We start from the raw sequence: 13,296 nt of genomic DNA, 5'->3' as shown, positions 1-13,296 counted from the left end.
CCATCGCGAGCCACCGCTCCCACAGCGTTCACGAACCCTCTGTGCCGGGGAGACGCGATCGGCCCCCGGCAGGAAGCCGGGGGCCGGTCAATGGTCGCAACCCGTTCGGAACGGACGCCGAATCGTGAAGACCCGCCGGGGTTACGGCAGGTTCCTGGCCATGACTATCCGCTGAACCTGATTCGTGCCTTCATAAATCTGCGTGATCTTGGCGTCGCGCATCATCCGCTCCACCGGGTAGTCCCGCGTGTAGCCGTAGCCACCGAGCAGCTGGACCGCGTCCGTGGTGATCTCCATCGCGACGTCGGAGGCGAAGCACTTGGCCGCGGCGCCGAAGAACGTCAGGTCGCCGTCGAGGCGCTCGGACTTGGCGGCGGCCGAGTAGGTGAGCTGGCGGGCCGCCTCCAGCTTCATCGCCATGTCGGCGAGCATGAACTGGACGCCCTGGAAGTCGCCGATCGGCTTGCCGAACTGCTTGCGCTCCTGGACGTAGCCCTTGGCGTAGTCGAGGGCGCCCTGCGCGATGCCGAGGGCCTGGGCCGCGATCGTGATGCGGGTGTGGTCCAGGGTCTTCATCGCCGTGGCGAAGCCGGTGCCCTCCTCGCCGATCATGCGGTCGGCGGGGATCCGGACGTTGTCGAAGTAGACCTCGCGGGTCGGGGAGCCCTTGATGCCGAGCTTCTTCTCCGGGGCACCGAAGGAGACACCCTCGTCCGACTTCTCGACGACGAACGCCGAGATGCCCTTGGAGCGCTTCGTCGGGTCGGTGACGGCCATCACCGTGTAGTACTCGGAGACGCCCGCGTTGGTGATCCAGCGCTTCACGCCGTTGAGGACCCAGAAGTCGCCGTCGCGGACGGCCTTGGTCTTCATGCCGGCGGCGTCGGAGCCCGCGTCGGGCTCGGAGAGGCAGTACGAGAACATCGCGTCGCCCTTGGCGAGCGGGCCCAGGTACTTCTTCTTCAGTGCCTCGGAGCCGGAGAGGATCACCGGGAGCGAGCCGAGCTTGTTCACGGCCGGGATGAGGGAGGAGGAGGCGCAGACGCGGGCCACCTCCTCGATCACGATCACGGTGGCGAGGGCGTCGGCACCGGCGCCGCCGTACTCCTCGGGGACGTGCACGGCCTGCAGGTCGGAGGCGACCAGGGCGTCCAGCGCCTCCTGCGGGAAGCGGGCCTCCTCGTCGACCGCCGCCGCGAACGGGGCGATCTTCGCCTCGGCGAGCGCACGGACCGTCTCGCGGAGCATGTCGTGCTCCTCGGCCGGACGGTACAGGTCGAAATCGGTGGAACCCGCCAAGACTCTCACTCCCCAGGGATGCTAACTACCGTTAAGTAACCCAATTTTAGGCGCCATGCCCCGCAAAGACCTATGCGAGCCGTACGTGAGCTACGCGACAGGGGTCCGCAAGACCGGTAAAACAGGGCGTCAGGGGGCACGACTATGCTCGTTCACCGCACGTCCGTCCGCATCTCCCAGGAGCACTTCATGGCCCTCAGGATCACTGTGATCGGCACCGGCTACCTCGGCGCCACCCACGCCGCGGCCATGGCGGAGCTCGGCTTCGAAGTGCTCGGGCTCGATGTCGTGCCCGAGAAGATCGAGATGCTGAGCGCCGGCAAGGTCCCGATGTACGAGCCGGGTCTGGAGGAGCTGCTCCGCAAGCACGTCGCGGGCATCGAGGGATCCACCGGCCGGCTGCGGTTCACCACCTCGTGGGAAGAGGTGGGTGCCTTCGGCGATGTGCACTTCGTCTGCGTGAACACCCCTCAGAAGCACGGCGAGTACGCCTGCGACATGTCCTACGTGGACAGCGCCTTCGAGTCGCTGGCGGCGCAGCTGACCCGGCCCGCCCTGGTCATCGGGAAGTCGACCGTGCCGGTGGGCTCCGCGGCCCGGCTCGCGGCGCGGCTGACCGAGCTGGCACCCGTGGGCAGAGACGCGGAGCTGGCCTGGAACCCGGAGTTCCTGCGCGAGGGCTTCGCCGTGAAGGACACCCTGCACCCCGACCGGATCGTCGTCGGTGTGGAGAGCGAGCGGGCCGAGAAGCTGCTGCGCGAGGTGTACGCGGTTCCCCTCGCGGAGGGGTCGCCCTTCGTGGTGACGGACTTCCCGACCGCCGAGCTGGTGAAGACCGCCGCGAATTCGTTCCTGGCGACCAAGATCTCGTTCATCAACGCCATGGCGGAGGTCTGCGAGGCAGCCGACGGCGATGTGAAGAAGCTCGCCGAGGCGATCGGCCACGACGAGCGGATCGGCAACAAGTTCCTGCGGGCCGGGATCGGCTTCGGCGGCGGCTGTCTGCCCAAGGACATCCGAGCGTTCATGGCGCGCGCCGGTGAGCTGGGCGCCGACCAGGCGCTGACGTTCCTCCGCGAGGTCGACTCGATCAATATGCGGCGCCGCGGCCACATGGTGGAGCTGGCCCGGGAGGCCGTGGGCGGCGACTCGTTCCTCGGCAAGCGGGTGGGCGTGCTGGGTGCGACGTTCAAGCCGGACTCGGACGACGTACGCGACTCGCCGGCGCTGAACGTGGCCGGGCAGATCCACCTCCAGGGCGGCCAGGTCACCGTGTACGACCCGAAGGGCATGGACAACGCCCGGCGGCTCTTCCCGACGCTCGGGTACGCGGAGTCTGCGCTGGACGCCGTGCGCGGCGCTGATGTGGTGCTGCACCTGACGGAGTGGCACGAGTTCCGTGAGCTGGACGCGGTGGCGCTGGGCGAGGCCGCGGCGCACCGGATCATCCTGGACGGCCGTAACGCGCTGGACAGTGCGGTGTGGCGCGAGGCGGGCTGGACGTACCGGGCGATGGGCCGGCCCCGGGCCTGAGCCGCTGGTTCATGGGCCGGCCGCCGAGAGGCCGATCCGCAAGCCGTTGAGGGCCCGAGCCGCCCCCCTGGAGCGCTCGGGCCGTTCTCGGGCCGTCGTCAGGCCTTGGGGGCGTCGAGTTCGTCGATCGTGGCGTGGGACGGGCCGCGCCGCGTACGCAGGTCACGGGCGACGTCCTCCGCGTCGCGCAGCACCCGTACCGCGTTGCGCCAGGTGAGCTTGGCGAGGTCGGTGGCGGACCAGCCGCGGCCCAGGAGTTCCGCGATCAGGTTCGGGTAGCCCGAGACGTCCTCCAGACCGGTGGGGAGGAACGCGGTGCCGTCGTAGTCGCCGCCGATACCGATGTGGTCGATCCCGGCGACCTCACGCATGTGGTCGAGGTGGTCGGCGATCGTCGCCACTGTGGCCATCGGGCGAGGGTTGGCCGCCTCGAACGCGGCGTGGATCTTCATCGCCTGCGGGGTGGTGTCGAGATGGTGCAGGCCGTGGGCCCGCATGTTCTCGTCCGCGGCCCGGGTCCAGGCGACGGCGGCCGGCAGGACGAACTTCGGCACGAAGGTCGCCATGGCGATGCCGCCGTTGGCCGGGAGCTGCGCGAGGACGTCGTCGGGGACGTTGCGCGGGTGGTCGCAGACCGCCCGGGCCGAGGAGTGCGAGAACATCACCGGCGCGGTGGAGGTGGCGAGCGCGTCGCGCATCGTGGTGGCCGCCACGTGCGAGAGGTCGACGAGCATGCCGGTGCGGTTCATCTCCCGTACGACCTCGTGGCCGAACGGGGAGAGTCCGCCGACGCCCGGTTCGTCGGTCGCCGAGTCCGCCCACGCGATGTTGTCGTTGTGGGTCAGCGTCATGTAGCGGACGCCGAGGGTGTGCAGGGCGCGCAGGGTGCCCAGCGAGTTGTTGATGGAGTGGCCGCCCTCGGCGCCCATCAGGGAGGCGATACAGCCCTCGGTGCGGGCCGCCTCCATGTCATCGGCGGTCAGGGCACGCCGCAGGTCGGCGGGGTGGCGGTCCAGCAGCTCGGCGACCACGTCGATCTGTTCGAGGGTGGCGCTGACGGCGGCGTCACCGGCCATGTCGGACCGCACGTAGACGGACCAGAACTGGGCGCCGACGCCGCCGGCGCGCAGCCGTCGGATGTCGGTGTGGAGGTGGGCGGACTGGTCGGTGGCGATGTCCCGGGCGTCCAGGTCGTAGCCGACCTGTTCACGCAGTGCCCAGGGCAGGTCGTTGTGGCCGTCGACGACGGGGTACTCGGCGAGGAGTTCCCCGGCCCGGGTGAGCCGCTCAGCGGTGCGGTCGGCGGTGTGGCCCGCGATGTTGCCGGCGCTGTGATCCATGGTCGCCCTCCCCCTCTGCCGCTACTTGCCGAAGCCGAAGGAGTCGCTGCCCTCGACCTTGTTGCGCAGCCGCTTGCCCTTCTCCGTCGCCTGGTCGTTCAGCTCCTGCTGGAACTCCCGCATCCGGGCCAGCAGCTCGCTGTCGTGGGCGGCGAGGATGCGCGCGGCGAGCAGGCCCGCGTTGCGTGCGCCGCCGACCGAGACGGTCGCGACCGGGACACCGGCCGGCATCTGCACGATGGAGAGCAGGCTGTCCATGCCGTCCAGGTACTTCAGCGGGACCGGGACGCCGATGACGGGCAGCGGGGTGACAGAGGCGAGCATGCCGGGCAGGTGGGCGGCGCCGCCGGCGCCCGCGATGATCGCCTTGAGGCCGCGGTCCGCCGCGTTCTCCCCGTACGCGATCATTTCGCGCGGCATCCGGTGGGCGGAGACGACGTCGACCTCGTAGGGGATCTCGAACTCGTCGAGGGCCTTGGCCGCTGCTTCCATGATGGGCCAGTCGGAGTCCGAGCCCATGACGATGCCGACGAGGGGCGCGGCGGAGGCGGGGGAAGTCATTCGGTGATCGTTCCTCGCAGGTAGTCGGCCGCGTGCCGGGCGCGCTCCCGCACGTCCGCCAGGTCGTCGCCGTAGGTGTTGACGTGTCCGACCTTGCGGCCGGGCTTCACGTCCTTGCCGTACATGTGGATCTTGAGCTGCGGGTCGCGGGCCATGCAGTGCAGATACGCCTGGTACATGTCCGGATAGTCGCCGCCGAGGACGTTGGACATGACCGACCAGGTGGCGCGCGGGCGCGGGTCGCCGAGCGGCAGGTCGAGGACGGCCCGCACGTGGTTGGCGAACTGCGAGGTGATCGCGCCGTCCTGGGTCCAGTGCCCGGAGTTGTGCGGGCGCATCGCGAGCTCGTTGACGAGGATGCGGCCGTCGCTCGTCTCGAAGAGTTCGACGGCGAGGTGCCCGACGACGCCGAGCTCGGCGGCGATCCGCAGGGCCATCTGCTGGGCCTCGCCGGCGAGCTTCTCGCTCAGCTCGGGGGCCGGGGCGATGACCGTGTCGCAGACCCCGTCGACCTGGATCGACTCGACGACCGGGTAGGCGACGGCCTGGCCGTGCGGCGAGCGGACGACGTTGGCCGCCAGCTCCCGTACGAAGTCGACCTTCTCCTCGGCGAGGACCGGGACACCGGCCCGGAACGGTTCGGCCGCGTCCGCCTCGGAGCGGACCACCCAGACACCCTTGCCGTCGTAGCCGCCGCGGACCGTCTTCAGGATGACGGGGAAGCCGCCGACCTCGGCCGCGAACGCCGCGGCGTCGGCCGGGTCCGTCACGATGCGGTGGCGGGGACAGGGCACGCCGATCTCCGAGAGCTTCGCGCGCATCACCCCCTTGTCCTGAGCGTGCACCAGCGCGTCGGGACCGGGGCGCACGGGGATGCCCTCTGCCTCCAGGGCCCGCAGGTGCTCGGTCGGGACATGCTCGTGATCGAAGGTGATCACGTCACAGCCGTGCGCGAAGGCACGCAGCGTGTCCAGGTCGCGATAGTCGCCGACGACGACCTCGCTCACCACCTGGGCCGCCGAGTCCTGAGGGGTGTCACTGAGGAGCTTGAATCTGATGCCGAGGGGGATACCCGCCTCGTGGGTCATACGGGCGAGCTGACCGCCGCCGACCATACCGACTACCGGGAACGTCACTCCTCCAGGGTATCCGGCGTCCCGGGAACCACTGGACGATGCCCCGGCGGGCGGTCCTGTGACGTTCCACGTCGCCGGGTTCTGCTTCGGCCCACAGGCATCCCACAGGGGTGCTGGTTAGCATGACCGGGTTGACCGAATCCACGGACGGGGCTGAGCGATCACCATGAGCGAACGGGGCGCACTGCGAACCCGGCTGGATCGGCTGGCCCGGGAGGTCGCCAAGTTCGGCGCCGTCGGCGCGCTGGGTCTGCTGGTCAATATCGCGGTCTTCAACCTGCTGCGGCACACCACGGACCTTCAGGTGGTGCGGGCCAGTCTGCTGGCGACGTTCATCGCCATCCTCTTCAACTACGTGGGCTTCCGCTACTGGACGTACCGGGACCGTGACAAGACCGGCCGCACCCGGGAGCTGATGCTGTTCCTGCTGTTCAGCGCGGTGGGCGCGGTGATCGAGAACGGTGTGCTGTACGCGGCGACGTACGGATTCGGCTGGAACAGCCCGGTCCAGAGCAACGTGTTCAAGATCCTGGGAATCGGGATCGCGACGCTGTTCCGCTTCTGGTCCTACCGGAGCTGGGTGTTCAAGGCGCTGCCTGCCAAAGACGGTGTAGGCGTGGTGGCGCAGGGGCGGACTCCGGCGGCCCCGGCGGAAGCGGTACGGCGTTGAAGCACCGGGGTCGCCCCGGTGGCCGTATCGTCCTCAGCCTCTCCCAGAGCCTCAAGGGCATGGGGGACCCCCTCGACGGGCTCGATTTCGGCTGATGCCGTCCTGCGTGTGTGCAGGCCGGACCTCGCTCGAATCAGCGCACCGGGCGCTCCGGTTCCTGGCGGGGGAGGGGCACCCGGCTCAGGAACAGGGCGAAGACCGCCGGCTGCTGCTGGAGCAGTTCCAGGCGGCCGCCGTCCGCCTCGGCCAGGTCGCGGGCCACCGCCAGGCCGATCCCCGTGGAGTTGCGGCCGCTGATCGTCCGCTCGAAGATCCGGGCGCCCAGGTCGGGCGGGACCCCGGGGCCCTCGTCCGTCACCTCGATGACCGCCTGGTTGCCGGTGACCCGGGTGCGCAGCGCCACCGTGCCGCCACCGTGCATCAGTGAGTTCTCGATCAGTGCGGCCAGCACCTGGGCGACCGCACCCGGGGTGCCGACGGCCCGCAGGCCCTGCTTGCCGGAGCGGACGATGGCGCGCCCCTCGCCGCGGTAGGCCGGGCGCCACTCCTCGATCTGCTGCTTGACGACCTCGTCGAGGTCGAAGACGACCGCGGAGCCGGTACGCGGGTCGCGGGCGTTGGTCAGCAGCCGTTCCACCACGTTGGTGAGGCGCTCGACCTGGGTGAGGGCGATGTTCGCCTCTTCCTTCACCGTGTCCGGGTCGTCGGTGACGGAGATCTCCTCGATCCGCATGGAGAGCGCGGTCAGCGGGGTGCGGAGCTGGTGGGAGGCGTCGGCGGCGAGCCGGCGTTCCGCGGTCAGCATCCGCGCGATCCGCTCGGCGGAGGAGTCGAGGACGTCGGCGACCCGGTCCAGCTCCGGCACCCCGTACCGCTTGTGGCGCGGTCGCGGGTCGCCGGAGCCCAGGCGTTCCGCCGTCTCGGCGAGGTCGGTGAGCGGCGAGGCCAGTTTGTTGGCCTGGCGTACCGCGAGGAGCACCGCGGAGACGATCGCGAGGAGCGCCACCGCGCCGATGATCATCAAGGTGCGTCCGACCTCGCGGGTGACGGCCGAGCTGGACTCCTCGACGGTGACCCTCTCGCCCTGCTCCCCCGACGCCGTACTGCTGATCACTCTGCCGGTGGGGCGCGTGCCCACCTCGAGGGGGGCACGGCCGGGGATCCTGACGAGCGCGTACCGGTTCTCGTCGACCTGTTCGGCCAGCACCGAGGGGTTGATCCGCTCGGCCCCGAGAAGTCGGCTCTCGACGACGCTGATCAGCCGCAGCGCCTCGGAGTCGACGCTCTCCTGGGCGCTGTTGCTGATGGTGCGGGTCTCGACGATGACGAGGGAGACGCCGAAGACGGCGATCACCACGAGCACAACGGCGAGGGTGGAGTTGATCAGTCGGCGGCGCATGACTGTTTCTGTACGTCAGCTCTTCTCGAAGCGGAAGCCGACGCCCCGGACGGTCGCGATGTAACGGGGGTTGGCGGCATCGTCGCCGAGCTTCTTGCGGAGCCAGGAGATGTGCATGTCGAGGGTCTTCGTCGACGACCACCAGGTGGTGTCCCAGACCTCGCGCATCAACTGGTCGCGGGTGACGACCCGGCCCGCGTCCCGGACCAGGACCCGCAGCAGGTCGAACTCCTTCGCGGTGAGCTGGAGTTCCTCGTCGCCCATCCAGGCCCGGTGCGACTCGACGTCGATCCGCACGCCGTGCGTGGCGGGCTGCGGCGAGGGCTCCGTGGCGCCGCGCCGGAGCAGCGCCCGGACCCGGGCGAGGAGCTCGGCCAGGCGGAACGGCTTGGTGACGTAGTCGTCGGCCCCGGCGTCCAGGCCGACGACGGTGTCCACCTCGTCGGCACGAGCGGTGAGCACCAAAATCGGCACGGTGTGGCCGTCTGCGCGGAGCCTTCGGGCTACTTCGAGGCCGTCCATCCCGGGCAGGCCCAGGTCGAGCACGACCAGGTCGATGCCGCCCTGGAGGCCGGCGTCGAGAGCGGTCGGACCGTCTTCGCGGACTTCGACCTCGTAACCCTCCCGACGCAGGGCGCGAGCCAGCGGCTCCGAGATGGATGCGTCGTCCTCGGCGAGCAGTACACGGGTCATGGGGTGATGGTAGTCCGCATGGGGCGGCTGTCGTGAGGTGATCGACAAGGCCTGCGGGTTCACGGCCTGAACCGAGGCACACCTTCGAATGTGCGAGCCTGGTTGCATTCATCCCTGTGATCCATCTCTCAAGTCCTTCCATATCCTGCACTGTCGTGTCGTATGGTGGCTCGACGCCTGTTGCACTACTCAAGGACCTTTGGGCAGCTTTAAGCGCCGAAGGTCTCTTTTGTATGCGGGCTGGTATTCGCCAGCCTTTGGTTCAGTGAATGACCTGTGGCCGGGCCCGGAGCGCAGAAGTACTCCGGGCGTGGATCCCGATGCGGTCCGTCCCCGACTCCGACATCGACTCCGTACCCAGGTACGGGGTCCGGAGCGAATCCCCTCTCAGGCGTGAGGGGTGGGCGCAGCCTCGTCGGTGCCGGCCTCCCCCCACCGGGCGCTCAACGCTCACAAGGCGTCGCGTCCCGAGCAAGCAAGGATCGACCATGGCGTCCAGCCTGACGAAGGACTCAGCCAGCACGTCTGGCTCCGAGAAGACCTTCTTCGGCCACCCCCGCGGCCTGGCCACTCTCTTCATGACCGAGATGTGGGAGCGCTTCAGCTACTACGGCATGAGGGCCCTGCTCCCCCTCTACCTGATCGCCCCCAACGGGCTTCACATGAACCCGGCCACGGCCACGGCGATCTACTCGGTCTACGTGTCGCTGGTGTACCTGCTCGCGATGCCCGGTGGCTGGTTCGGTGACCGCGTCTGGGGTCCCCGCAAGACCGTCGCCGTCGCCGGTGTGGTCATCATGATCGGCCACCTGGCGCTGGCGCTGCCGACGCAGGGCACGTTCTTCGTGGGTCTCGGCCTGGTGGCCATAGGCTCCGGTCTGCTGAAGTCCAACATCTCGACGATGGTCGGCCAGCTCTACGACGGCCCGGACGACCCGCGCCGTGACGGTGGCTTCACCATCTTCTACATGGGCATCAACGTCGGTGCCTTCGCCGCGCCGCTGGTCATCGGCACCGTCGGTGAGAGCGTGAACTGGCACCTGGGCTTCGCGCTCGCCGCGGCCGGCATGGCGCTGGGTCTCGTCCAGTTCCTGCTGGGCACCCGCCACCTGAACGAGCGCAGCCTCGTCGTCCCGAAGCCGCTGTCCGCCGCCGAGCGCACGAGCACGCTGCGCAAGGGCATGATCTGGATGGCCGTCGCCGCGGTCTTCTACATCATCACGGTCGTCACCGGCGTCTACACGCTCAACTGGATCCTCGTCCCGATCACCGTCGCGGGTCTGATCATTCCCATCGTGGTCCTGGCGCGCATCAAGCGCGACAAGGAGCTCAGCGCCGCCGAGCAGTCGAAGATGTCCGGCTACATCTGGTTCTTCGTCGCCGCCGCCATCTTCTGGATGATCTACGACCAGGGTGGTTCGACGCTCGCGATCTTCGCCGACTCCTCGGCCGACAACACCGTCTTCGGCTGGGAGTTCCCGGTCTCCTGGTACCAGTCGGTCAACCCGGTCCTGATCATGGCGCTGGCCCCGGTCTTCGCCGCCTTCTGGCTGGCGCTGAACCGCCGTGGCAAGGAGCCGAGCACCATCGTGAAGTTCAGCTCCGGTCTGGTGCTGGTCGGTGCGTCGTTCTTCCTCTTCCTGGCACCGCTGGTGATCGCCACGGACGGACACAAGGCCGCCGCGATGTGGCTGGTCGCGATCTACTTCGTCCAGACGATCGCCGAGCTGACGCTGTCCCCGGTGGGTCTGTCCGTCACCACGAAGATGGCTCCGGCCAAGTACGCCAGCCAGATGATGGGTGTCTGGTTCCTGGCTGTCACCGCCGGTGACTGCACCACGGGTCTGCTCTCCATCGCGGGTGTCGACCTCAACGGCACCAGCATTGTCGCTCTGCAAGCCGCCCTCGCGGTGGCTGCGGGTGCCGCGATCTTCATGTACCGCGGCAAGGTCAAGAAGCTCATGGGCGACGTGCACTGACGCACCGATCGCTGATGCGTTGATGCGCTGACCGCTCGTACGAAGGGCCGTCGCACCGGTTGACCGGTGCGACGGCCCTTCGCATTGCCCTGGTACGGAGTTCAGCTCACCGGGTGCCGCGCAGCCGGCGCCAGGGGGTGAACGTGAACACGGCGCCGCCCAGCAGGATCGCCGTACCGGCGACCAGGCCGAGCGCGCGCAGGGTGCCGTTGTCCTCGGCGCCGGTGGCGGCCAGTCCGCCGCCGGAGTCCGTACCGCCGCCGCTCGTGGCGCCGCCCGTGTCCGAGCCGCCGGCGGCCCCACCGGGCTGGGACGAGGTGTCCAGCTCCAGGGAGACCGCGACATCGGCGGGCGGGGTGCAGGTCGTCGTCGTGCCGAGCGCCATCACGGTCAGTACGCCCGGGCTGAGGGTGGACTTGCCGCTTGCGCCCGGCTTGTACGTACCCGTGAGATCGGGGATCTCGATCGGATCGCCGGACTTGATGGGCTCCTTGTTGGTGGGGCCCTCGACATGGACCGTGCCCTTGTCGGCCCCGCCGAGCTTGACCTCCATGGAGGGCTTCACCGAATCGGCCGGGATGTCGGCGGGACTGTCCATGACCGACTTGCTGAACTTCACCGTGAGGTCGAAGCTGCCGCCGTTCTTCTTCGCGTTGATCTTCACCGGAGAGGTGGCGTTCTTGTCACCGATCGGCGTCTTGCAGGCGTACGCGACGGACACCTCCTTGCCCTCGAAGTCGGTCTGACCGCCGCCGCCACCGCTCGACCCGGCGGTGGTGCCGCCGGAGTCCGTGCCTCCGGTGTCCGTACCGCCGGCCGTCGTGCCCGCCGTGGTCCCGCCGTCGGCCGTGGTGCCGCCCGCGGTCGTGGAACCGGTGGTGGTGCCAGTGGTCGTGCCAGTAGTCGTGCCGGAGATCGTGCCACCCACTGTCGTACCGGTGATCGTGCCACCCGCCGTCGTGCCGGTGGTCGTGCCGCCGGCTGTCGTACCGCCGCCCGCTGTGACCTTGATCGTCGCGCCCGGCTGCACGGTCTCCTTCGGGGAGCACTTGGTGTCGGTGGAGATCGGCTTGGAGACGTTGATGTTGTACGCGTCCGGCGTCAGCGTGATCTCACCGGCCTTCTCCAGCTTCAGCGTGCCCTTCATGTCGGGCAGCACCATGGGGCTGTTCTTGGGGATCGGCGGGTTCTGCCGGGGCCCCTCCATCGGCAGGTCGCCGACGGCCGCGCCGCCCACCTTGATCGTGCCGGTCGGCTTGACCGTGTCCTTCTCCAGGTCGAGGACGTCGGGGTTGTTGGAAGCGGCCGCGACCGTCTTCCACACCACCTCGACGGTGTCCCCGACCTTCGCCTCGGCGGGCGCGGTCAGCTGCACCTTGGTGGTGCCCTGCACGGGCGGCAGCCCGGAGATGGACGGCGGAATGCACTCCGTCTTGTACGAGACGTCGGCGGCCTGGGCCGGGCTCGCGGCCAGCAGGATCCCCGCGCCGCCGAGCATCAGCGCGACTCCGGCCGCGCTCATCCTCCGTTGGGTGCTCACGAATGTCCCTTCGTCGTGGGTCTGTTCTCTGACGGTGCGGATTCCGGTGTGAACCACGGCAGCGCGGTCGTGGTCGCCGCGCCCGCAGCGGACCCGGTGCGCCCTGCCCGGTCCTCTGTCGCGGGGTTCACAGGGGTGGTGCCCGGTGCCCGGCGCAGCTTCGGGAGCTTCGCGGTCACGTCGGTGAGCTGTGGGTGGCGGCGACGTCCGGCCCGGACCGAGCCATGCGGGGCACGGGGCCGGACCTTGTCGACGATCGCCATGCCGATCCGGAACACGGCGGCCGGTACGACGACGCAGAGCAGGATCCAGAAGAGGGTGACACCCCACGGTCGGCCCACCCCCCACGGCTGTTCGGCCAGCACCTTCGTCCCGTACCGCAGGGAGATCTGGTAGTCGCCGTGCGCGCCCGCCGTCAGTTCGACCGGGAGTTTGATCTGCGCCTTGCGGCCGGGCGCGATGGTGCCGCGCCACTGCTGTTCCTCCCACTGCGGGGCGAAGACGCCGTGCGCCGTACCGACCTGGAAGACCGGGTCCTTGACGGGTGCCGTGCCGAGGTTGCCGACGGTGAGGACGAACCTCCGTGCGGGCGGGGCACCGAACCAGGTGAGGATCCCGCTGTCGCCCTCCAGCCGGGTCGTGGCGAGCACGGCGAGCTTCCCGCCGTCGGTCTGCTTCGGCAACGGGGCGACCGGGTGGCCCGCGACGACGAACACGGCATCGGCGGTGGCCTGTTCCCCGGTGACCGTCGCGACATGTACCACGCACGGGCACGGCTCGGGCGGCTCGGCGACGGGCACCTTCTTGCTGAAGGCGCCCTTGGCATCGGTGGTGACGGCGCGTCCGTCGGCGTTGGAGCAGGAGTTGGTGCCACCGATGACGCCCCTGCCGGGCGCGGACTGCCCGCAGATCAGCATCATCAGCAAGGTGTCGGGCCGCCAGCCGCTGCCTCTGACGGTGATCTCACCGCCCTTGCCGGCCTGCTGCTTCGAGAGAGTGACCGCGGGCTGTCCGTCCGCCGCGCGGGCACCTGGTGCGGGCAGGAGCAGCAGGGCGGGCACCAGGGCCACGAGCAGCGCGGTGGCCCATCGGTGGCTGCCGCGCCGGGGGGATGCCGGTCCGGTCCGTCGACCCCTGTGTCCGGTC

The 13,296-nt window shown here is 69.5% G+C and carries 11 protein-coding genes; 3 read left to right on the top strand and 8 right to left on the bottom strand.

Annotated elements, in window-relative coordinates:
* Nucleotides 1–141: 141 nt before the first annotated feature.
* Nucleotides 142–1,299, bottom strand: coding sequence for an acyl-CoA dehydrogenase (locus OHA03_RS17855; RefSeq protein ID WP_093776593.1), 1,158 nt, complete (start codon nucleotides 1,297–1,299; stop codon nucleotides 142–144).
* A 189-nt stretch (nucleotides 1,300–1,488) separates the two neighbouring features.
* Between OHA03_RS17855 and OHA03_RS17850 the strand changes: the two genes are divergently transcribed.
* A complete protein-coding gene (locus OHA03_RS17850) occupies nucleotides 1,489–2,832 on the top strand; it encodes a UDP-glucose/GDP-mannose dehydrogenase family protein (RefSeq protein WP_267004830.1) in 1,344 nt (447 codons plus the stop codon).
* A gap of 98 nt (nucleotides 2,833–2,930) precedes the next feature.
* Here OHA03_RS17850 and OHA03_RS17845 read toward each other — a convergent pair whose 3' ends face one another.
* Genes OHA03_RS17845 through OHA03_RS17835 form a run of 3 tightly spaced genes read right to left on the bottom strand, consistent with a single transcriptional unit; the run spans nucleotide 2,931 to nucleotide 5,869 of the window.
* On the bottom strand, nucleotides 2,931–4,172 hold the full coding sequence (locus tag OHA03_RS17845) for a dipeptidase (protein ID WP_267004829.1): 1,242 nt from the start codon (nucleotides 4,170–4,172) through the stop codon (nucleotides 2,931–2,933).
* Between the two features lie 21 nt (nucleotides 4,173–4,193).
* Nucleotides 4,194–4,733: a 5-(carboxyamino)imidazole ribonucleotide mutase gene (gene purE / locus OHA03_RS17840; protein WP_267004828.1), complete on the bottom strand. Its 540-nt coding sequence runs from the start codon at nucleotides 4,731–4,733 to the stop codon at nucleotides 4,194–4,196.
* Nucleotides 4,730–5,869, bottom strand: coding sequence for a 5-(carboxyamino)imidazole ribonucleotide synthase (locus OHA03_RS17835; protein ID WP_267004827.1), 1,140 nt, complete (start codon nucleotides 5,867–5,869; stop codon nucleotides 4,730–4,732). Before OHA03_RS17835 ends, purE begins: the two co-directional genes overlap by 4 nt.
* Before the next feature lie 166 nt (nucleotides 5,870–6,035).
* On the opposite strand from OHA03_RS17835, the gene OHA03_RS17830 reads away from it, so the two are divergent.
* Nucleotides 6,036–6,539 carry a GtrA family protein gene (locus OHA03_RS17830; protein WP_267004826.1) on the top strand — a complete coding sequence of 168 codons (504 nt, stop codon included), beginning with the start codon at nucleotides 6,036–6,038 and terminating at the stop codon, nucleotides 6,537–6,539.
* A gap of 133 nt (nucleotides 6,540–6,672) precedes the next feature.
* Here the strand turns inward: OHA03_RS17830 and OHA03_RS17825 are convergent, their stop codons facing one another.
* Both OHA03_RS17825 and OHA03_RS17820 read right to left on the bottom strand, forming a co-directional pair.
* Nucleotides 6,673–7,938 carry an ATP-binding protein gene (locus OHA03_RS17825; protein WP_267004825.1) on the bottom strand — a complete coding sequence of 422 codons (1,266 nt, stop codon included), beginning with the start codon at nucleotides 7,936–7,938 and terminating at the stop codon, nucleotides 6,673–6,675.
* Between the two features lie 15 nt (nucleotides 7,939–7,953).
* Nucleotides 7,954–8,631 (bottom strand): response regulator transcription factor, encoded by a 678-nt coding sequence (locus OHA03_RS17820; protein ID WP_030926954.1) that lies wholly within the window; start codon nucleotides 8,629–8,631, stop codon nucleotides 7,954–7,956.
* 488 nt (nucleotides 8,632–9,119) lie between these two features.
* On the opposite strand from OHA03_RS17820, the gene OHA03_RS17815 reads away from it, so the two are divergent.
* A complete protein-coding gene (locus tag OHA03_RS17815; RefSeq protein WP_267004824.1) occupies nucleotides 9,120–10,610 on the top strand; it encodes an oligopeptide:H+ symporter in 1,491 nt (496 codons plus the stop codon).
* Nucleotides 10,611–10,716: 106 nt separating this feature from the next.
* Here OHA03_RS17815 and OHA03_RS17810 read toward each other — a convergent pair whose 3' ends face one another.
* A complete protein-coding gene (locus OHA03_RS17810) occupies nucleotides 10,717–12,132 on the bottom strand; it encodes a hypothetical protein (RefSeq protein WP_267008084.1) in 1,416 nt (471 codons plus the stop codon).
* A 14-nt stretch (nucleotides 12,133–12,146) separates the two neighbouring features.
* The gene (locus OHA03_RS17805) at nucleotides 12,147–13,226 is read right to left on the bottom strand and encodes a hypothetical protein (protein WP_267008083.1); all 1,080 of its coding nucleotides are present in this window, start codon (nucleotides 13,224–13,226) and stop codon (nucleotides 12,147–12,149) included.
* Nucleotides 13,227–13,296: the final 70 nt, after the last annotated feature.

The sequence above is a fragment of the Streptomyces sp. NBC_00154 genome (assembly GCF_026342835.1).
Lineage (GTDB): Bacteria > Actinomycetota > Actinomycetes > Streptomycetales > Streptomycetaceae > Streptomyces.
This window is presented reverse-complemented; position numbering and strand designations above follow the sequence as displayed.